Here is a 20243-nt window from a genome sequence, read left to right on the forward strand (position 1 = left end):
AATTCAAAAGTATGTGATGAGCTTTGTCGAAAAATATTTTTTTGGCACCCCTAAGATGCCAAGAAACCTTGATATATCAACATTTCTAGAGGGAGCATTCCTGTTAAAAGCTTTTCCGAGGACTTGAACAAAAAAAGCCCTCTTGGTATGATGCAGGGGTGTCAATGACCCAATTGACCCTGAAATCATGCCAAGGAGGACTTTAGATGAATTGTACACAAAATCGCAAAATAACTATACATTACAAAACCACACATTATTTTGTGACATACAAATAAAGTGCTACCAAATAAATAAATATGTGCAAAATAGAATAAACTTTTCCCAAGATAATGGCAAAGCCTTTATCTTCACGCAAAAAAATCAAATATCCTATACATCCAATTAACACTATAATATACAATGGCGAAACTGCAAGCTGTGAAAGGTCCATAGCTCATTCTCCTATATATACATAATTATCTTTTCATTTTGTTATACTATATCGCTTAAAATCTGCTGATCTATAGTCTAACATATCAGACCTGAATATTCAAAATAGAAGTAAAAACTCGTTAACTATTATTTTCTTAATGATAGTACCCAATTATTATGGTTAATAATTGAGTACTAATCCAACAATTCTATTTATATTTATTCCATCCTTTGATGAATCCTCTAATAAGCAAATAACCGTCTCCAACAGCGCTTATTGGTATTGCAGCTTTCAATCCAGCACGTATCGCAACTTTTAATGCTATTTTTCTTGCATTTTGTAACATAGTTCTTGATCTTCCTAAATGCTTTACAGCTTCTTGTGCAGATTTGCTATAACTTATTTTATAAGCTTCACGTCCCTTTGCTATTCCTGCCCAAATGCTAGTAAATATCCAACTGGCATTATCCCATCCTATATAATTTGCTAACCAAAATTTTATGGCGTATTTGAGTGCATACTGAACACGCTTGTTTATTGATATGTGTCCACTTGGATCAATATAAGTTACTGGGTTGTTTTTTCCATAAGCATATTGATTCAAACTCTGCGGATCATCCTCAAACCCATGGAACGTATCCCTTGTAATAAACCGACCAATATTAGCATCATAATAACGTGCCATGAGATAGTATAATCCAGTTTCTTCATCATAATAATAACCCGCATAACGGTATGGGTTGGCTGATGCCATCGCGCCGGTTTTGGAAAGAATATTCCCCCATGCATCGTATTGATATTCCGCTACAACGTTTCCGCTTGCATCCGTTAATGCCGTAACATCCCCATGACCGTTGACATGATAATAGTAAGTTACTCCGCCTTTGGTCATCGTGATTGGGTGATCATATGCGTCCCACGTATACTCCGCCACGATGTTGTTGTTTGCATCTGTTTCATATAGCACTTGGTTCGAGTCGCCATCGTAGTGATAATAAATGGTTCCGTTTGATGTGGTTTTGCTGATGCGTCTTCCAAGCTGATCGTACGTGAAAGACGCGATGGTTGTACCAGATACATTTTTTACTTCAATGAGACGGTTGTCATCATCGTACACAAATGTCTTATTGCCGTTGTTCGTTAAATTGCCATTGGCATCGTACGTGTACGCTTGTCCGTTGACCGCTGTTAATTGGTCGGCGGCGTCATACGTGTATGTTGTGGTAGTAGTCGTTCCATTATTTACAATTTTCTTCGTACGGTTCCCCACAGCATCGTATTCGTACGTGATGGTCGTCCCGTCTGCTAGTGTTTCTTTTGTCAACTGATTCAACGCATCATATTGATACGTGATCGTTCCATTGTTGGTTTCCACACTGGTAATGTTGCCATTGGCATCATAGCTGTAGTTGAAGTAATTTAAGACATTGCCGTTCGCGCCAAAGTTTTTAATCGATTTTAACTGGTTGGCATCATTATACTCGTAGGCGGTATAGGTGCCATTCGCATGGATTATCGAACAGTGCCAGGCACTGTTCGCCAATATCGATTCCCGCTTTGATCGCTGCTCTTCTGCTTTCCACCGCGCTGCATAAGTCCGGCATGTTGCCGGGATGAGCCGCTGTTTTCATGTATAAATGCCGCCGCTAATCCGGAATCATAACTTCAAAAACCGGATAACGGAGGAACAAGATGAAAAAACGGCTCGCTTTTTGCTTTTCGCAGGGCTCTTCTCCTTGCAGTCCATTCATGCTTTGGCCCGCGATGAGTGGATGGAAATAGCGAAAAAGTTTATACCACCCAACACTGTTCTTGCAGATCCCGAATCGATCGAGCTGTATGATTTTGATCAAGACGGGCGCAACCAAATCGTGGCGACATTCCAACTTCAAGCGGGCGAACCGCCTTCCCGCTCCAAATTCGGAGCGATTGCATTGAAAAAACAGAGGCAGGCTGGCAAAAAGTATGGAAGACCGAAATAGTAAATGACTCCGCCTTTCGTCATCATCACTAGGCGGCCCATATATATTGCACTACCATTTTTTATTGGCACCCGCTTCGTCACATAAACCAAGTGACAGATACTCATCCTATAAAACACCCCCAGCTGCATTTTACGCAGTTGGGGGATTCTATACAATATTATTTCATAAAAGACAAGTGCCCGCTCCTAATTTCTTGGTTTACCAATCCGATAATTTTAATAACTTATATACTTCCTTATCATGAAAGTCTGATTCAGAAATTTGTAATATATCTATAAGTCTCTGAATTCCCCCTATCCACATGCGATCGTCATCCTCAGCTGCTTTTATTAGCGAAGCCTCTATATGTGGAACTATCACACTTTTATCTATACTCTTCAATATCTCTATCGCTGTAGGGACACCAGGCCAATTCATATCTTGCATTAACTCTATTAAGCAGGGTATCGCCAGCCTATTTCGTGGGTATCCAATTTTATTTAAAACTTTAACCGCATTCTCCCAACAATGCTTCTCGGTATCTTGTATTAACAAAGGAGTGTATTCATCATCAATTGTTGTTAACTCCCTTATTGCAGATAGTTGAACTTCTTGGGGCATATTCCAACTCAAGTTTTTCATCAATCTTTTAACTTCACTAAGTTCCATTAAAATTCATCTCCTACTATTTAACTTTCACAGAAAGGGCCTGCAATAATTTTGTATATTCATGTGGTCTAGTATTAGCATTTTCCCTTGAGTTTATCCATCCCTGCATTTTCTTCATATTTACTGGTCTCACTGACACATGAGTTTTACCATCTTTTATTGCTACTAGTTTTCCTGTTGCATTAATGGCCTCAATAGTAGTTGCTGTATATGGTCCAGATAAAGGCTTTACTGTAGTATAGGATAGCCCACTAACATCTTTTGGTCTTGGAGTTAAATTAGTGCCGTTTCCACTTCCAGTACGATAAATAACTGTTGGGTTTTTCCTATTAAATTTACGTTCTAAAACACTGACTATCTCATTTGCTGCAACATATGCAATCACTATTGCGGTTGCCTCAACAGCGGCTGCTGTTAGCCATGAAATTGATACACCTGCTAATGGAACTAAAAGAAAAGCGAAGTGACCATTTATATCCACATATATAACAGGATTATTTTTAGTGTAAACATATTGATTTATACTAAGCGGCTCATTTTCAAACCCATGGAACGTATCTCTTGTAATAAACCGTCCCATATTCGCATCATAATACCGCGCCATTAGGTAGTATAGCCCGGTTTCCTCATCGTAATAATACCCGGCATAACGGTATGGGTTCGCTGTTGCCATCGCACCGGTTTTGGACAGAATGTTACCCCATGCGTCATACTCGTATTGGGCGACGACATTTCCGCTTGCGTCCGTCAATGCGACGACATCTCCATGACCGTTCACATGATAGTAGTAAGTGGCTCCGGCTTTCGTCATCGTGACCGGGCGGCCCAATGCGTCCCACGTATATTCCGCTGCGATGTTGTTGTTGGCGTCGTTTCATCCGATAAACTAAGTAATACGTATCATTCCCTAAAAACAGATCCATGATGCCAATAAGCATCATGGATACTCATTACTTAGAGAAATGGACGAGCCATTCCATATATTCCAACTACAACACATAATAATCCGCCAACAAAATACAAAATTTTAATCAACCAAAAATTAAAAGATATAGGCAATGGGGTTATATATTTAAGACGACTAAAAGTTTTGCTATGAAAAAATCTTTGTCGTGTTGTGTAAAAAAACATCCAAATCCCAAAAATTCCAACTGAAAAATTAAATATAGACCAGTAAAAATCCTCCTCCATTAAATTCTACTCCTTTATTTCATTATATTTTATAACCATTTTTTATATTTTTCATATATTTTTTTTACATAAGGCTTAGCAGTTGCCCATAAAATTCCTACATTGTTACTGTAGATGAGCAATTTTCATTACAACATTTTCCATTAACAAAGAGACAAACAGGGTACCCCTTAGGCGACATGGAGCTGTTTTTTGACAACATCAATGGCAATATCTTGCTTCGCCGCGTTGTAAATGAACTCAATCAGGCTATGTCCTTTCCGAGTCCGAAGAAGGTCCAGCCCGGCAGAGATGTCTTTGTTGGGATTCCGCTATGCTGTACACGCAAGCCAACAAAACGGTCACCCCATACCGTTTCACCGCCCGAATGTGACGAACGCGGTATCCATCCAGCTTCAGTTGCTCTTTCGCCTGCCAGAAAAAGCATTCGATCGTCCAACGCTGGGCATCGTAACGCAAGATCTCTTCATCGCCTAGCTCCCGATCGGTGCTCAAGACGACATGGAAATGTTCCAGCGTCATCGGCTGATCCGACTTCCAAGACAGCAGCACCAATACGTCATCGAGGCCATGGATCGCCCCCTCATAGCGATACACGCGGTAACGCTCCTGACCCACCGTGACGAGGCGGGTGTCTTTTGGCTCGATATGGCGGGCAAACGACTTGGCTTGGACCCCGATGCCTTTCGGGTAGAGAATCCGGTTCGTCTTGAGCATCGCGATGACATGGAATCCCTGTTTCAGGCAGGCTTCGATGAGTTCCTGGACGGATACCATGAATCCATAAGCACATACACCGGACGAGCCCGTTTTCCTTTGAGCGAGGAAAGCATCTCGATCGCCAGGTCCATTTTGCTTGTTTCCGCCTTCTTGTCATACAAGCGGAACGCGAACGGAAACGCTTGCGTGAAGGTGTGCACCATCAGCCAAATGAGCGAATGCCCCCAGACCATTTGATGATCTTTATGGGAGTAATGCCAATCACATCCTTGAATGACGTGCGTGGCCCGTGACGAAGGCTTCGTTTTTTGGCAAATCGTATCATCAATTGAAAGGAAAAGGGGCTGATTCGTCCGTTTGGCTAGGCGTTCGATCTGGCGAAGAACCCACTCTTGAAGCTTCTCAAGCAGCCTTTCCTCGTTCCAAGGGCTTTTCGTGAAAAAGTGGCTGAGCGTGGTTCGATGATTCGGATGAAAACTCCAGTGATGGACATCGGTCAACGTTCCCGAAAATCTCTTGGTAGTCAAGGCATCGACAAGGTGAACGAGATGCTTCCAAACCGGTTTGGAGATATGCAAGGCCAACCCCAACATCATGAAAAACTTGTGGATTCCTTGATGATACGCTAATCTATTCATAAAACATGAACCTCCTTGTGGGTAGTTGGTGGCACATCTATTCTAACCAAGGAGTCTGGTTCATGTCTCCTTTTTTGTTTGATTGTAAATTTATGTTAGCTAATTTACTCATCTACAGTCAATATGTTATTTTAGGCGATTTTTCGATTTCTACTGCTGGATGGCGAATCTGCTGGCCCCCCTAATTACATCTATATAGTATCATCAGCTAGAATTCCAAAAACAGTAAATATATGAATCCAATTACAATACCTAATCCCAACAAAAATAAAAATATCCTTCTAATTATAGGAGGGAAAAGTTTATAAATCATCATAAGAAAAAAGTCAGAAACATCTGTTGGTGTTCCAGAGGAAGACTCTTTAATTTTTACATTAGATCCAAAAATAGATAGCCATATTAAAGACAACCCTATTAAAATAAAAATGATTGACATCAAGGTTAATTCCATTTTTTACACCATCCTTATGGCTAATTTATTTAAATCTAAAAATTTCAATCAAGGGGCATTTCAACCATTTTTAACTTAATCATAATATGGCACATTAAATTATTAGTTCATTAAATCAAATTCCACTTTGCGAACTAAGTGTGTTTCCTAAAAATTAAATATTCCGTTTTCTGAATTCAATTTACCTTCAAAGCACTTCTTTTTCTCAATCAAGAGATAGATCTACAAAAGTTCATGTGCTGGATGAGAAACTGACTATACCCGAACGCTTCTTTGTTACTCACACTTTACAAAATCACATTATAGTGTGTATAAAACATTCCTTCCCAAAATCATGGCAATATAAATTTAAAGATTATTATTTCCCTTGTACGTCAGCCAATCACTTTAATTTGGAATTTAACCTCCAAATTAGATGTATCCGTTTTACATGGAGTAGCGGACATGTTTGGTTCAATGCCTAGCAAAACAAGGATTAGTGCTCGCACCTTTCCCTAGAACACATGTCCGCAGTGGCTCCATATTAAGCAACCGAATGTTTTTTTCTGTAAACAGAAGGGAGGAAATTTGCATAATTCCGCAGATTTTTGCTGGATGAACGTGCAAAAATCCGTTTGGATTTGCAAAAAAATGACCATTCTATTCCGAATTAACTTGATAATTTACAATAATACCCGAATTTAATACCTAAATATTAGATTTGGAACTACCAAGCTCGTATAGAATATAGATTTTTTTGTCCAGTTATATCCTTTGGTTATTTTTTTAAATGCAGATTTTGAAAGCTTTTTTGCTAAATAGTTAACAACTTTTTCTGCTGCCTTAGTTAATATGATATTAGAAAGAACCGGGAATAGATACCAAGTCAAAACTTGTTTTATTACATAACTGGCGGCTAAACCTGCACCAAAGCCTATACCTGTACTTATTAAAAATCCAGGAGTTAAATTAATTGTTACAGATATTTCTTGCCAACCTATATTTACCTTAATATAACTATTGAACCCTAAATCAAGTCGCTTTGAGTAGTGACCATTTGGATCAATAGAATTAACAGGGTTATTTTTCGTATACACATACTGATTCAAGCTTTGCGGCTCATTCTCAACCCCATGGAACGTATCTCTTGTCAAGAACCGCCCCATATTCGCCTCATAATACCGCGCCATTAGGTAGTATAGTCCGGTTTCCTCATCGTAATAATACCCGGCATAACGGTATGGGTTCGCCGATGCCAGCGCACCGGTTTTGGACAGAATGTTACCCCATGCGTCATACTCGTATTGGGCGACGACATTTCCGCTTGCATCCGTCAATGCAACGACATCTCCATGACCGTTCAAATGATAGTAGTAAGTGGCTCCGGCTTTCGTCATCGTGACCGGGCGGCCCAATGCGTCCCACGTATATTCCGCTGTGATGTTGTTGTTGGCGTCTGTTTCATACAACAGACGAATCGAGTCGCCATCGTAGTGATAGTAAGTCGTACCGCTTGATGTTGTTTTGCTGATGCGTCTTCCTTGATGGTCATACGTATAGGTTGCGATCGTAGTGCCCGATGCGTTTTTTACTTGAATGAGACGGTTTTCGTCATCATACACAAACGTTTTGTTGCCGTTGTTCGTTAAATTCCCGTTCACATCATATGTGTATGCCTGTCCGTTAACGGCTGTTAGTTGGTCGGCGGCGTCATACGTGTACGTAGTCGTTGTAGTTGTTCCATTGTTGACGATTTTCTTCGTCCGGTTGCCAACCGCGTCGTATTCGTACGTAATCGCTGTTCCATCCGCTAGTGTTTCCTTTGTCAGCTGATTCAATGCATCATACTCATACGTAATCGTTCCATCTTTTGTTTCTACAGCTGTAATATTGCCATTCGCATCGTAACTGTAGAGGAAGTAGTTTAAAACATTTCCGTTGGCATCGAAATTTTTCAATGATTTTAGCTGATTGGCATCGTTATATTCATAAGCGGTATAAGTTCCATTGGCATGGATGATGGCCGAAATATTTCCGCGCTCATCGTACGTAAATCTCGCTAAATTCGCGCTGTTTCTTGACAAGACGACTAACTGGTCCAATGGATTATAGCTGTATCCAATCGTATCAGTCGTTGTACCAGCCGTAATGGATGTCGATGTAACATTTCCATTATCGTCATAACCGTAGGCAATGGCGTTCGATGATCCTTTGCTGATGCGAGTCAGACGGTTGTTTTTATCGTATGTGTACGTGGTTGCATTTCCATTGGCATCCGTCACCGATGTCACGTTGCCATTGGCATCGTAATTGAACGTCCATTTTGTTGTCCCGTTGTAAGCAACGGCAATGAGTCGGTTCAGCGCGTTGTAGCTATAGGATACGCGATCCCCGTTTGCATACGTAACCCCTGTAAGATTCCCGTTTTTATCATAAGCAAACGATGTCGTTTGATTTAACGGGTTCTTGAAACTAGAGATTTGGTTCCATTCATTATACGTATAGTTAGTTGTATAATTCTTTGCATTAGTGACCGATGTTCGATTGCCCGCGCCGTCGTAACCATAGGTAGTCACATTTCCGTTTGGGTCGGTGACTTTGGTTAATTGGTTATTGTTGTTATATTCGTAAGAAGTCGTTTTTCCTTTTCCATCTGTGACGCTCGTTTGGTTTCCGATAGCATCGTATGTGTACGAAACCGTATTTCCTGCCGGATCGGTGACTTTGGTGACGTAGTTTTTCTTTGCATCATACGTGTACGACGTCAGAGAAGCTCCTACTTCTAGACGCATTGCATCAAACCATGCTGTGCCCGTTTGATTATAATAGTAATAATACACGTCAATGTAATCGAAGGCCTGTTTCGGTTTTACTTCCGCGGCAACATGTTGCCAGTCAGTCTTCGCCTTATCAAAGTCGTTTGCATAACCCCAATCGGTTGTACCATTCGTATAGTGGATTGCTACTTGCAAGCTATAGTAACCGCCGTTTGGATTGGCTCCTTCTTGTTTGGACCATCCAGACAACGTAAGTTTAGTGTTGCTGTCGCCAGAAATATTAATCCGTTGTTTAATATGCTTATTTTTCCCAGACTCTCCTGTGATTTTAAATGACTTGCTTCCAACATATATATTCGCAACTGTTGTATCTAGTCCATCATTTGTTGATAAATTGCCGCTTGTCGTCCAATTGTCAGGAATTCCATCACTATTCATATCTCGCTCGAAGCTGGAATTATCAACAAGATTATAGGCGCTGACAACCGTTCCTTTCTCTAATTGGATCCCGTCGAAATAAGCAGTCCCAGAACCAGCGTTTACACCGACAGATACCCGAATCGTCTGAGTTCCCGATGGAGCATTATCCGCGACGACATGAAGCCGAGTCCAATCGTTCGTTCCTGCCAACCCATAAGAAATTTTTTGATTTAACCAGTTTCCTTGCGCATCAAAATATTCAACTTTAATAAGAGCTCTGGCAGACATGGACGATGTTTTTACATAACCGCTTGCCACATAAACTCCACCATCATACGGCTGCTTATCAGAACTGACAATCGCCCATCCGGTCGAATTCGAAATGCTGATCGCTTTATTCCCAAATTTGCTTGTTGTCGTCCAACTGAATGTAGCGATTTTCCCTGATTCTACGGCCTTTGTCCAGTTGTCTGGCCAATTATCCGCATTATGATCGAATTCGAAGCTAGAGTTACTTACCAAGTTATCAGCTGTAGACATTGGATACGTCGAATACTGCAAATTTCCCAGATTATCGTATCGCTGTGAAACTGATTGTGTATAAGGATCGATCGCTTCGGTTTGATTGTTATTTTGATCATAATCAAATGTGCTGACGTTGCTGTTGAAATCCTGCTCTTTGATAAGATTATTTTGCAAATCATACGTATATTGTGCCGACTGATTTTCTGGCAATTGAACGCTGACAATATTTCCTTTTTCGTCATATTGATAAATGAACGCTGCGGTTCCATTCGCCTTATTTTCATTTGGTTCCACTACTCGGGTTAAATTATTGTTATTATCATAATCGAATGTTGTCACAGCCTTGTTTTGAGCATCTAAAGGATTTTCTGTGATTTGAATAATATTGCCGTTAGCGTTGTACGTATAATCTACCCGTCTCCCTTCGCCATCTGTGACCGACGTAACACCATTGGTTTTGTCATATGAATAATTTGTGGTACTATTTGTAAGTGCGCCGTTAATCGTAATAGGGCGTTCAATGCTTGTTACGCGGTCGAGTGTATCAATAACCAATTGTCGTCGTAATATTTCGGGCATTTTTAATACTTGTTAGATTATGATCCGAATCATACGTAAAAATGGTCGCGTTTCCTTGAGCATCCGTAACTTTCGTTAGGTTGCCGGAAGCATCATACTCATAAGAGATGGTTCTGTTTGCTGGGTCGGTGATACTCGATACATATCCGTTTGTTCCATAGGCAATCGTCGTCGTTCTTGCTGATGCATCTGTAATTGAAGCTAATTTTCCGTTTGCATTATAATTCAATGTAGTCGTGTTCCCATTTGTATCGACCATGCGAGAAAGTTTGCCATTTGTATTGAAATAAAGTTTCGTACCATCGGTTTTGGTTATTGTATAAGTGCCGTCCCCATTTTTGATTAGATCGAGATAGACACCACCAGCAGCTTCGTATCCCCCGCCAACTTTTTCACCAAAAATATGACGAGTATTATCTCCATCAACAAACGTAACTGGTCCACTGCCTGCATCCCAAATATTCATTTCGAGATTAGACATCCATCCATAACCAAACATCCCATTCGATCCGGACTTTCGGCTATTGTATGTTCTCGTAAATTCAACATCTTCGCCCAGACCAGAAATAGCAAGATCCGTTGTTTGTAAAACAAGGTTTCCGTTTGCTGGATTCACCCCATCTTTAGTGGTCGTCCAGAAAGATTCTTGGCCGATTGGCTCTACCCAATAATTAATCGTAATGCGCGGCGTATTAACACTATTGTTTACCGTATTAAATGTGCGATATGGAGAAGACGATTCGTTCTGCTGTTTCAGCATCAAGCCGTAGTTCGGCTGAATACCATTGTACCAGTCCTTGACCAACTGAGTGATATCCCAGCTCCAGTACGTATTGGCCGTATTGTTTGTTGTCGTTGATTCTTTTGTGCTTCGAATAGAAGGCTGATTATTCCAGGTAACAGAAGAAGACCAATTGCTTGTAATTCGATGTAAATCAATAGATACTTGTTGACCATCGGCATTTGTTTGATAGGCATTAAATGTAGCGCTGGAAATGACACTATCACTCGGAAGACTCGGAAGGTAAAATCTCACTAAAGCACGAGTCGTTCCGAAATAACTGTTGTAACCTGTATGCATGTATGTGTTGCTCGAATAGACAGAATCAGGAAAATTATAGGCAATAAAATTATCCCGCAAAACATCCCATTCATTGATCGTAGGGTCAATCGTTACCGGATATATGGTGTCTGGATCTTGTAAAAAGCTCTCATCTACTATCACATCAATATAAGTTTTGCCGCTATTTTGACGTAAATGAAAGGCAACTTGATCAGAATACTTGTGGTTCGCATCGAACATATATGGCTTTTCTAAGTACCACTTAGGGTTCCCTTTTGAGTCTTCAAAGACGATCGTTCCGTCTTTTTTAGCAACAGCCTTTACCCCTTTTAGTTTCATCTCAAAAGTAAAAGCATTGCTGGAAGGTTTATTGTTAAGAATAATATCCTCTTTGACCGCATTGCCTTGAAGGCGATATCGCACATCGGTTTGTTCAAATAACCCTTTATAAATGATTTCATTATTTTTCGCAACACCTTGCACATTTTTCGCATTTATTGGGATAAACGAAAGGATTCTATCATTTTCTTTGATCGAAACAAGTTCAGGTTGACTCGATTGTTTTGCGAATGTTACTTTGAAGGCGTTAGCCGTATTCTCAAACATATCGGCCCCGTTGGGTTTTAGATCGTTATTAATTTTTTTCCATTTCTTATCAAGAGGATCTTGATAAAATTGGGGTTGCAGGTATATCTCTTCAGTAAAGCTTCCATCCGGATTCAAGTATCTTGTCGAATACTTTGTCCGTCTGCTCTCGAGCTCTAATTTTGATTTTGGCCGTTTCGTGGGAAGATCACCAATGTTAGCTTCAATATTTCGGCTTTTTTGCACTACGCGTTCCGATTTCCCAAGAGCAGCTTGTGCAAATGGGGGGACGACAATACTAAAAATTAAACAACATGAGAGAATCATAGCCACATAGCGATAGTTAAATATCGACTTTCCTTCCACCTTATTCCCTTCCTCTCAGGATATGTTGATCATCCGGATGTCAATAAGATTATAGCAATGCAATACAAGGCTTCGGAATAATCCAAATAATGTAAATTTACATTTTTTACTTTAAAGATGACTATAAAACAAAACCCCCACCCGCATTCGTTTAGCGGCTGGGGGCATTCTAAATAATATAGTACGGATAGCTCCCCAACACTTGCACGGTGCAGTCAAGCGCTTCAAGTTCGGCAATCGCGCCTGGGATAAGGACGTCGTCCATTTTTTGATCGATGTCGATGATGAAAAAGTAATTGCCGAGCCCTGTTTTTGCCGGACGGGATTCGATTTTCGTCAAGTTCAGCCGGCGCCAAGCGAACGCAGACAACACTTGATGAAGCGCCCCTGCTTGGTCTTTCGGCAGCGCGATCATGAGCGTCGTTTTATCGCCGGCATAAAGCGTCGATTGAAGCGACAACTCTTCGTTTTGCTTCCGGACGATGATAAAGCGCGTATGGTTATAGTCGTAGTCGTGAATGTTTTCTTTAACGATTTCCAATCCGTATTCTTTTGCTGCCAATTCATTCGCAATTGCCGCAATCGGAAGGTGTGGATGTTCGCTCACGAATTTGGCAGCCGCACTTGTCGATGTCATGTACACATACTTCGCTTTTTTAAAATTCGTATGTAAAAACTTATGGCATTGCGCAATCGCATGCGAATGCGAATAAATTTCTTGCACGTCGTTCCAAGCATGCGCATGATACGGATGCACCATTAAGTGCTGCTGAATTGGTGCGATAATTTCCCCGACGATCGGCAGCGGCTGTTCATGAATCAAATAGTCGATCGTTAAATTGACCGACCCTTCAAGCGCATTCTCAAGCGGCACAACCCCTAAATCTACTTCCCCGCTACTTACTGCATCGATGCACTCGGGAATCGTATCGTACGCCCGTTTTTCGGCATGCGGAAACATCGTCGTCACCGCTAAATCAGTAAATGTTGCTTTCGGTCCTAAATAGCCAATTTTCATCCTTTGCCTCTCCCTTTGCTTTAATACGCGCCCGACCCGACGATTTCGACCTTTTCAACAAATTCGAGCCGGCGCAATTTAGTGAGTAAATCTTCAATCTCTTCTTTCATCTCACTTGTGCTAATCGACAGCGTCACATTGGCGCGCCCTTGAAGCGGAATCGTTTGGTGAATCGTCAGCACATTGCAGCCGGCTGCCGCCACGACGCTAAGCAGCTTCGACAACGTGCCGGAGCGGTCTTCCAAGTGAAAAAATAGCGTCACAATGCTTTCTTTTACGACCGCCTGAAACGGAAACACCGCATCGCGATATTTATAAAACACGCTGCGGCTCACATCGACAAGTTGCACAGCCTCCGCCACCGAATCGACTTTTTTCCGCTCGAGCAGCTCTTTCGCCTGCAATACTTTCCGCATCGCTTCCGGCAACACATCTTCCCGCACTAAATAAAACTTTTTATCCAACGGACCGCACATCCCTCACTTCATTAATCAACGAACTCAAATTCATAGTCCAACAACTTCACAAGATCGCCGTCTTTTGCCCCACGCTCCCGCAACGCCTCGTCAACCCCCATCGAACGCAGCTGCCGCGCAAATCGGCGCACCGATTCTTCCCGTGAAAAATCCGTCATCTTAAATAACTTTTCGATTTTCTCTCCCGATAAAATAAACGTTCCGTCGCTATCGCGCGTAATCGTAAACGGCGCTTCCTCTTTTTCCAGCTTATACACGACGCGCTGTACCGCTGGCTCTTCCACTTCATGAAGTGGAAATTCCGGCGTTGTTTCCAACAGATCGGCGATCGCAAACAATAAATCGCGCAATCCTTGTCTTGTAATCGCGGAAATCGGGAAAATCGGCACATCTTTTTGCAATTTTTCTTTAAAAACTTTTAAGTTTTCTTCAGCGTTCGGCATGTCCATTTTATTCGCCACAATAATTTGTGGCCGTTCTGTTAGGCGCAAATTGTATTGTTTTAATTCTTCATTGATCACTAAATAGTCTTCGTACGGATCGCGCCCTTCGACCGCTGCCATGTCAATGACATGAACGATGACGCGCGTCCGCTCAATATGGCGCAAAAATTGATGCCCAAGCCCGACACCTTGGTGTGCGCCTTCAATCAGCCCTGGCAAGTCCGCCATTACAAAGCTGCGGCCATCTTCTGTTTCAACGACCCCTAAATTCGGCACAAGTGTTGTAAAATGATAATCCGCAATTTTGGGCTTTGCGGCAGAAACGACCGATAATAACGTCGATTTCCCAACGCTCGGAAACCCGACTAATCCGACATCGGCTAACAATTTCAGCTCAAGAATGACATGGCGCTCTTCCCCCGGTTCGCCATTTTCCGCGATTTCCGGAGCCGGATTAGCCGGTGTGGCAAACCGCGTATTCCCTCTCCCGCCGCGCCCGCCTTTGGCGACGACAAACCGCTGGCCATGTTCCGTCAAATCGGCAAGCACTTGCTTCGTCTCCGCATCCATCACAACCGTTCCCGGCGGCACTTTCACCACTAAATCTTCCGCATTTTTTCCGTGCTGGTTTTTCGACATCCCGTTTTCACCTTTTGCCGCTTTAAAATGACGTTGGTAACGGAAATCCATGAGCGTGCGCAGCCCTTCATCGACGACGAAGACGACATCGCCGCCTTTCCCTCCGTCGCCGCCGGCAGGACCTCCTTTCGGCACATACTTTTCGCGGCGAAACGCGACCATTCCGTTTCCGCCGTCGCCGCCTTTCACATAAATTCTCACTTGATCGACAAACATGCTTTTTCCTCCGTTCTCTTCTTTGATGCTTATAGGTGAATATTGATGAGCACCGTCATTTCATCATTATGTATCGAAAAATGATCGAAGCGTATCGAACTTTCGGGCTGATGCCTCTCAAGCCATGCAGCAAGTTCATTTGCATCTTTTATTGTTCCACAGTAATCAAAAAACAACCGCACTTCCCCGTCCGCCGTTTCAATGGACACGTCTAAATGGTTTTCTCGGTTCATATCAGCTTGCTGCTCGAGCATATTAAAAAGCGCGCAACACCACTTCGTTAACTCCTCATCATGCGCCGATAAATCGCCCCCATCCCCGAGCACTTCGTATGATACTGTCACGTTCCGCGCTTTCCAGTTGTATGTTAAAAGCAATTCCGCAAATCGGTCCGCTTTTAAATTCGTCAGCTTCGATTCATGTTGCATATCGCGAACAATTTCCTCAATAATTTCGTTCACTCGCTCTACTTTATTTAGCGCCAAATTCCCTTTGATCAGCTGAATTTTGTTCAGCCAATCATGCCGGGAATGGCGCAATACCTCCAACACACTCCATCGTTTCTCCATCACGCGCTCCTACCCATCATTTTTAGAAAAATTATACCAAATGGTTCATTAAACAGCTAGTAAGAAAGCAAGCAAAAAGAAAACCCTAACCAAACACGGTTAGAGTTTTCAACGTTCATTATGCTTCTTGTGTAACAGGGTATACGCTCACTTTTTTGCGATCGCGACCAAGACGTTCGAAACGAACGATGCCGTCTACTTTCGCATAAAGCGTATCGTCGCCGCCGCGGCCAACGTTTAAGCCGGGATACACTTTCGTACCGCGTTGACGGTAAAGGATTGAACCGCCCGTTACGAACTGACCGTCCGCGCGTTTCGCGCCAAGACGTTTCGCAATGGAATCACGGCCGTTTTTCGTCGAACCTACCCCTTTTTTCGATGCGAAAAATTGAAGATCGAGTTTTAACATTGCTCGTCACCTCCTATTTTTGTCGACAATCCGGATATATTGTCCGTATTCTTTCTCAATCGTTTGTAATGAAACGAGCATCGCTTCAAGGAGAAGCTGAACTTTTTCTTCTGTCTGAACATCCTCGATTGCGGGAAGTTCGCAGCGCAAATAACCGCCCTTTTCTCCTTGAACGATGTGCGGCTGAACGTTCGTTAACGCGATGACCGAATTCACCGCTCCGAACGAAACCGCCGATGCCCCAGCACAAACGATATCTTGTCCGCGCTTTGCGAATTGAGCGTGTCCGCTCATCGTAAAAGCTTTAATTTTTCCTTCGTCTGTGCGTTCCACTTCTACATGTATCATCGTCGACGCCTTACGCGTTAATTTTTTCGATGACTACTTTTGTGTAAGGTTGACGGTGACCTTGCTTACGACGATAGTTCTTTTTCGGCTTGTATTTGAAAACGATGATCTTCTTTTGACGACCATGTTTTTGCACTTTCGCCGTTACCGTTGCGCCTTCTACCGTAGGGCTCCCCACTTTTACTGTTTCGCCGCCTACGAATAATACTTTGTCAAATGTAACGGTTTCGCCTTCAGCAACGTCAATTTTTTCGATGTAAATTTCTTGACCTTCTTGCACTTTAATTTGTTTACCGCCAGTTTCAATAATTGCGTACATCGTTGCACCTCCTAACATAGACTCAGACTCGCCAGCACGAGGCGATTCGCAACTAGCGAACACTTATAACCTGCGCTGAGCGGTTGTAGCACGGGTGCTATAAACCGCTTTTTGCACCAAATTTTGTCCGCATAGATGCGGCGCAAAATGTTTCTACAACATGAAGAATAGTACCATAATAAAAGGTGGACTGTCAATAGACGAGCTTTTTTCATATTTTCATATATATATCATATTTCCTATCGTTATGTTTGTTTGTTTTTCGGCGAAAAATGCATGAAGCAGTTCGTTTTCATCCAAAATCGCTCGTTCTTTTTTATTTTTCACAACAATGATCGAATGTTTTTGACCGCGATAAAATTTTTGTAATACTGTTAATACCGATTCTGCTTCTTCGACAGTAATCGGCCGCCATTTCTTATAGTCGCCTTTTTTTCCATAATACCGTTCTAATAGAAAGCGCATTACAACGTACTGGCGCTGTTTCCATTCTTTCCATAGCGAAACAAACAAGAAAAGCGCGATAATCCAAAGATCGAGCTGAGCCGGTGCAACGAAAACGAGTACGCCAACTACTACGATAAGCAATCCAAACGAATAAATGATCATTTTTTCGTGCGCTTCGCTAAATGGGACATAGCGTGTCAACAGAAGAAACAGCAACTTTCCGCCATCGAGAGGCCAAATTGGCAAAAGGTTGATCAACGCGATCGCAACATTATAGTTAAAAAATATTTGCCAAATATCAAATGTCAGGACATTATTTTCCCATAAAACGAATGCTGCACCTACCAGCCAAACGTGCTGGACGGGACCGGCGAGCGTAACGAGCAATTCTTCATAAAACGGGCGATTCCCATGTTCCTCGACTTCCACTACACCGCCAAACGGAAGGAGCAAAATTTGTTTAATACGCCAAGAAAAAAAAAGAGCTGTCACCGCATGTCCGAGCTCATGAACGAACACGATAAAAAATAAAAGAAACAGCTGTTGGAAATGTGCGGTCATAACGGCGAGTCCGCTCATCAGCCATAACAGCGGATGAATATGGATTTTTGCCAACAACGATACATACTTATTCAAAGGGAATCACCTGAATTGGATCAATGAAATGATCGCCTTGTTTAATCGCAAAATAAAACACCCCTTTCGCGTCATTCCCCTCTTTCATCGCCGTTCCGACTTCTTTGCCCGCTTCAACAAAATCGTACAATTTTACCGTAATTGTCCCTAAATTGCCGTACCACGACTCACTTCCATCGGCGTGCTGAATAATGACCGTTTTTCCGAGTTTGTCTTTCGTGCCGGCAAACACAATGATTCCTTCGTTCATCGCTTCGACCGGCGTATCACTTTCCGTTTCAATCATAATCCCTTGTCCATTTTCCGCAAAATTTTCAAGCACCCGTCCTGCTGCAGGAACGGCATACGATGGCGTATTTTGTTTCTTCTCTGCTTTTTCCCTCGGCATTAAAGCAAGCGGCTCGCCGAATTGTTCTTCATACCATTTCGATACGGCCGCAAATTGAAATTGTTGCTCCATCGTCTGCTTGACAAACGTCCTTACCGGTTCGAACGTTGCGGAAGGGTTTTTAAATGCAATGGCTGTCACTAATACAAGGCAGGCGGAAAGAAACATTTTTAAAAGAAACGCTTCTTTTCGGAACAGAGGGTGTTTGTCGTCGGTTGAATAGCGATCATATGTGATGACCGGCTGCCCGTATCGCTCTTCATCTGTGACACTGATGAACGGCTCATAAGAGCTATGCTTAGCGGTACGCTCCCGTTTTCGTTTTTCAATTCGTTTTCGAATCTCCCTCGCACGCTTATTCATTTCTCACCATTCCCCAGCATAATTGTTTGTACTAATGTATGAGACAGGCGACAAAGATATGATAAAAAAAGAAAGCCAATGCACGTTGCACTAGCTTTCTTCACTAAATGTCTTTTCATTTTTAAGCAGCAAACAAAACTGACCCTTTTGATTTAGCGAACACCAAAAAACTTTTTCAGTTTTGAAAACACGCCTTTTTGCTCGTCTTCAAGCTGCTGCAGCGGCACCGATTCGCCAAGAATTCGTCTCGCAATATTTCGGTAGGCGATCGATGCCTTGCTCGTTGGATCGAGAACAATCGGTTCGCCGTTGTTGGATGCTTTAATCACGTTTTCATCATCGGCGATAATCCCTAACAAATCGATCGACAAATGCATGACAATTTCATCAATATCGAGCATGTCGCCGCTTTTCACCATATGGCTGCGAATGCGGTTAATCACAAGGCGCGGTCGCTTCACATGTTCCTCTTTTTCTAGCAATCCAATAATTCGGTCCGCATCGCGCACCGCTGATACTTCCGGCGTCGTCACAACAATTGCTTGATCCGCTCCGGCCACCGCATTTTTATACCCTTGTTCGATGCCGGCCGGACAGTCAATGAGCACATAATCATAGTCTTGCTTTAACTCGCCGACAAGCAGCTTCATTTGCTCCGGCGTAACCGCTGTTTTATCGCTCGTTTGCGCCGCCGGCAGCAAATATAATTTATCATCAAACCGCTTATCTTTTACTAACGCCTTTTGCACGGTGCAACGGCCCTCTGCAACATCGACTAAATCATAAATGATGCGGTTTTCAAGCCCCATTACGACATCCAGATTGCGCAAACCGATATCTGTATCAACAAGACAGACGCGTTTTCCCAACAGCGCAAGAGCCGTTCCTAAGTTTGCTGTTGTAGTCGTTTTTCCAACGCCACCTTTCCCGGACGTAATGACGATAGCTTCTCCCACTGTTACAATCTCCTTTCTCCCCTTAGATTCGGCCGCAAATGCGTAAGTAGCTGCAAGCGATCGACAACGATTTGACCAGTGTCGTCAATATACGCACATTCCATTTCATTACGTTCCTCTGTTTTATAATCAGGCGCGCGATTCATCACATCGCTGATTCGTAGTTGCGTCGGCTTCATAATCGACGCCGCAATGACCGCTTCTTTATTTCCGTAACATCCCGCATGCGCAATCCCTCTTAAAGCGCCGAGAATAAAAATGTTCCCTCCGGCAATCACCGTCCCCCCTGGATTCACATCCCCAATGAGCAATAAATCACCATGCACATGCAATACTTGCCCAGAACGAACGATTTTCGCAACGGAAACGATTTCCGTTTTCTGTTTCCATTTGAGCGCCTCTTCTTTTGTCATGACGTTGCTGTCGATCGACTCAACAACTAAATTTTTTTTCGCCCGAATGAGTGCACGCAATTCTTCTTCTTGTTTCGGCGTTAAATAGCGATTTCCAATTTTTAGATGAACAGAAACGAGCGGCCCGTCCGAATCTTCGTTCTCATTGATCGTTAATTTTTCATCCAATTCAGCGATTAAGTCTTCATAAGAACACGTATCATCGAGATGCAACGTCAGCCCATCTTTCGTTCCTTTCATCGTTACATATGGTTGTTTTTG

Annotated in this window: 19 protein-coding genes, 1 pseudogene and 1 other annotated feature; of the genes and pseudogenes, 1 reads left to right on the plus strand and 19 read right to left on the minus strand. The window is 42.6% G+C overall.

What is annotated here, in order from left to right; genetic code table 11:
• Positions 1 to 623: 623 nt before the first annotated feature.
• Complete coding sequence (locus HNQ34_RS08000; protein ID WP_246363956.1) at positions 624 to 1958, minus strand: RHS repeat domain-containing protein; 1335 nt, start codon at positions 1956 to 1958, stop codon at positions 624 to 626.
• Between the two features lie 193 nt (positions 1959 to 2151).
• Between HNQ34_RS08000 and HNQ34_RS08005 the strand changes: the two genes are divergently transcribed.
• Positions 2152 to 2397: a hypothetical protein gene (locus tag HNQ34_RS08005; RefSeq protein WP_143271315.1), complete on the plus strand. Its 246-nt coding sequence runs from the start codon at positions 2152 to 2154 to the stop codon at positions 2395 to 2397.
• Positions 2398 to 2598: 201 nt separating this feature from the next.
• On the opposite strand, the gene HNQ34_RS08010 is transcribed toward HNQ34_RS08005, so the two are convergent.
• The 18 genes and pseudogenes from HNQ34_RS08010 to minC all read right to left on the minus strand — a co-directional run bounded on the left by HNQ34_RS08010 (position 2599) and on the right by minC (position 20222).
• Positions 2599 to 3048: a DUF5071 domain-containing protein gene (locus HNQ34_RS08010; protein WP_052023561.1), complete on the minus strand. Its 450-nt coding sequence runs from the start codon at positions 3046 to 3048 to the stop codon at positions 2599 to 2601.
• A gap of 16 nt (positions 3049 to 3064) precedes the next feature.
• Positions 3065 to 3859, minus strand: a complete 795-nt coding sequence (locus HNQ34_RS08015) for an RHS repeat-associated core domain-containing protein (protein WP_006324203.1) — start codon at positions 3857 to 3859, stop codon at positions 3065 to 3067.
• A 143-nt stretch (positions 3860 to 4002) separates the two neighbouring features.
• Complete coding sequence (locus HNQ34_RS08020) at positions 4003 to 4239, minus strand: hypothetical protein (RefSeq protein ID WP_021321627.1); 237 nt, start codon at positions 4237 to 4239, stop codon at positions 4003 to 4005.
• 170 nt (positions 4240 to 4409) lie between these two features.
• Positions 4410 to 5597, minus strand: a pseudogene (locus HNQ34_RS08025) (IS701 family transposase).
• A gap of 208 nt (positions 5598 to 5805) precedes the next feature.
• The gene (locus tag HNQ34_RS08030) at positions 5806 to 6048 is read right to left on the minus strand and encodes a hypothetical protein (protein ID WP_043968622.1); all 243 of its coding nucleotides are present in this window, start codon (positions 6046 to 6048) and stop codon (positions 5806 to 5808) included.
• 680 nt (positions 6049 to 6728) lie between these two features.
• Complete coding sequence (locus tag HNQ34_RS17455; RefSeq protein WP_246363960.1) at positions 6729 to 10328, minus strand: RHS repeat-associated core domain-containing protein; 3600 nt, start codon at positions 10326 to 10328, stop codon at positions 6729 to 6731.
• The gene (locus tag HNQ34_RS17780; RefSeq protein ID WP_312856110.1) at positions 10294 to 12342 is read right to left on the minus strand and encodes a DNRLRE domain-containing protein; all 2049 of its coding nucleotides are present in this window, start codon (positions 12340 to 12342) and stop codon (positions 10294 to 10296) included. The genes HNQ34_RS17455 and HNQ34_RS17780 overlap by 35 nt, the downstream gene beginning before the upstream one ends.
• Before the next feature lie 169 nt (positions 12343 to 12511).
• Positions 12512 to 13360, minus strand: coding sequence for a prephenate dehydratase (pheA, locus tag HNQ34_RS08040; protein ID WP_183253378.1), 849 nt, complete (start codon positions 13358 to 13360; stop codon positions 12512 to 12514).
• 20 nt (positions 13361 to 13380) lie between these two features.
• Positions 13381 to 13824: an ACT domain-containing protein gene (locus tag HNQ34_RS08045; protein ID WP_281375945.1), complete on the minus strand. Its 444-nt coding sequence runs from the start codon at positions 13822 to 13824 to the stop codon at positions 13381 to 13383.
• Between the two features lie 23 nt (positions 13825 to 13847).
• Positions 13848 to 15134, minus strand: coding sequence for a GTPase ObgE (gene obgE / locus HNQ34_RS08050; RefSeq protein WP_183253382.1), 1287 nt, complete (start codon positions 15132 to 15134; stop codon positions 13848 to 13850).
• Positions 15135 to 15163: 29 nt separating this feature from the next.
• On the minus strand, positions 15164 to 15703 hold the full coding sequence (locus HNQ34_RS08055; RefSeq protein ID WP_183253384.1) for a sporulation initiation phosphotransferase B: 540 nt from the start codon (positions 15701 to 15703) through the stop codon (positions 15164 to 15166).
• Between the two features lie 118 nt (positions 15704 to 15821).
• Positions 15822 to 16112, minus strand: a complete 291-nt coding sequence (gene rpmA, locus HNQ34_RS08060; RefSeq protein WP_183253386.1) for a 50S ribosomal protein L27 — start codon at positions 16110 to 16112, stop codon at positions 15822 to 15824.
• Positions 16113 to 16118: 6 nt separating this feature from the next.
• Positions 16119 to 16460 (minus strand): ribosomal-processing cysteine protease Prp, encoded by a 342-nt coding sequence (locus HNQ34_RS08065; RefSeq protein ID WP_183253388.1) that lies wholly within the window; start codon positions 16458 to 16460, stop codon positions 16119 to 16121.
• Positions 16461 to 16470: 10 nt separating this feature from the next.
• A complete protein-coding gene (rplU, locus tag HNQ34_RS08070) occupies positions 16471 to 16779 on the minus strand; it encodes a 50S ribosomal protein L21 (protein WP_183253390.1) in 309 nt (102 codons plus the stop codon).
• A 14-nt stretch (positions 16780 to 16793) separates the two neighbouring features.
• Positions 16794 to 16874, minus strand: a sequence feature (ribosomal protein L21 leader region).
• 124 nt (positions 16875 to 16998) lie between these two features.
• Positions 16999 to 17862 carry a M50 family metallopeptidase gene (locus HNQ34_RS08075; RefSeq protein WP_183253392.1) on the minus strand — a complete coding sequence of 288 codons (864 nt, stop codon included), beginning with the start codon at positions 17860 to 17862 and terminating at the stop codon, positions 16999 to 17001.
• Complete coding sequence (locus HNQ34_RS08080; protein ID WP_183253394.1) at positions 17855 to 18613, minus strand: M23 family metallopeptidase; 759 nt, start codon at positions 18611 to 18613, stop codon at positions 17855 to 17857. The genes HNQ34_RS08075 and HNQ34_RS08080 overlap by 8 nt, the downstream gene beginning before the upstream one ends.
• 152 nt (positions 18614 to 18765) lie before the next feature.
• Positions 18766 to 19569 carry a septum site-determining protein MinD gene (minD, locus tag HNQ34_RS08085; RefSeq protein ID WP_183253396.1) on the minus strand — a complete coding sequence of 268 codons (804 nt, stop codon included), beginning with the start codon at positions 19567 to 19569 and terminating at the stop codon, positions 18766 to 18768.
• Between the two features lie 2 nt (positions 19570 to 19571).
• Positions 19572 to 20222 carry a septum site-determining protein MinC gene (gene minC / locus HNQ34_RS08090; protein WP_221277355.1) on the minus strand — a complete coding sequence of 217 codons (651 nt, stop codon included), beginning with the start codon at positions 20220 to 20222 and terminating at the stop codon, positions 19572 to 19574.
• Positions 20223 to 20243 lie beyond the last annotated feature (21 nt).

The sequence above is a fragment of the Anoxybacteroides tepidamans genome (genome assembly GCF_014201465.1).
In the GTDB taxonomy this organism is placed as follows: domain Bacteria; phylum Bacillota; class Bacilli; order Bacillales; family Anoxybacillaceae; genus Anoxybacteroides; species Anoxybacteroides tepidamans.

Bases quoted from the DNA above. Each gene is read 5' to 3' on its own strand.
- rpmA (WP_183253386.1), bottom strand. From the start codon at position 16,112: ATGTTAAAACTCGATCTTCAATTTTTCGCATCGAAAAAAGGGGTAGGT.
- HNQ34_RS08010 (WP_052023561.1), bottom strand. From the start codon at position 3,048: ATGGAACTTAGTGAAGTTAAAAGATTGATGAAAAACTTGAGTTGGAAT.
- HNQ34_RS08030 (WP_043968622.1), bottom strand. From the start codon at position 6,048: ATGGAATTAACCTTGATGTCAATCATTTTTATTTTAATAGGGTTGTCT.
- obgE (WP_183253382.1), bottom strand. From the start codon at position 15,134: ATGTTTGTCGATCAAGTGAGAATTTATGTGAAAGGCGGCGACGGCGGA.
- HNQ34_RS08015 (WP_006324203.1), bottom strand. From the start codon at position 3,859: ATGACGAAAGCCGGAGCCACTTACTACTATCATGTGAACGGTCATGGA.
- HNQ34_RS08080 (WP_183253394.1), bottom strand. From the start codon at position 18,613: ATGAATAAGCGTGCGAGGGAGATTCGAAAACGAATTGAAAAACGAAAA.
- HNQ34_RS17455 (WP_246363960.1), bottom strand. From the start codon at position 10,328: ATGCCCGAAATATTACGACGACAATTGGTTATTGATACACTCGACCGC.
- HNQ34_RS08020 (WP_021321627.1), bottom strand. From the start codon at position 4,239: ATGGAGGAGGATTTTTACTGGTCTATATTTAATTTTTCAGTTGGAATT.
- pheA (WP_183253378.1), bottom strand. From the start codon at position 13,360: ATGAAAATTGGCTATTTAGGACCGAAAGCAACATTTACTGATTTAGCG.
- HNQ34_RS08065 (WP_183253388.1), bottom strand. From the start codon at position 16,460: ATGATACATGTAGAAGTGGAACGCACAGACGAAGGAAAAATTAAAGCT.
- HNQ34_RS08055 (WP_183253384.1), bottom strand. From the start codon at position 15,703: ATGGAGAAACGATGGAGTGTGTTGGAGGTATTGCGCCATTCCCGGCAT.
- minC (WP_221277355.1), bottom strand. From the start codon at position 20,222: ATGAAAGGAACGAAAGATGGGCTGACGTTGCATCTCGATGATACGTGT.
- rplU (WP_183253390.1), bottom strand. From the start codon at position 16,779: ATGTACGCAATTATTGAAACTGGCGGTAAACAAATTAAAGTGCAAGAA.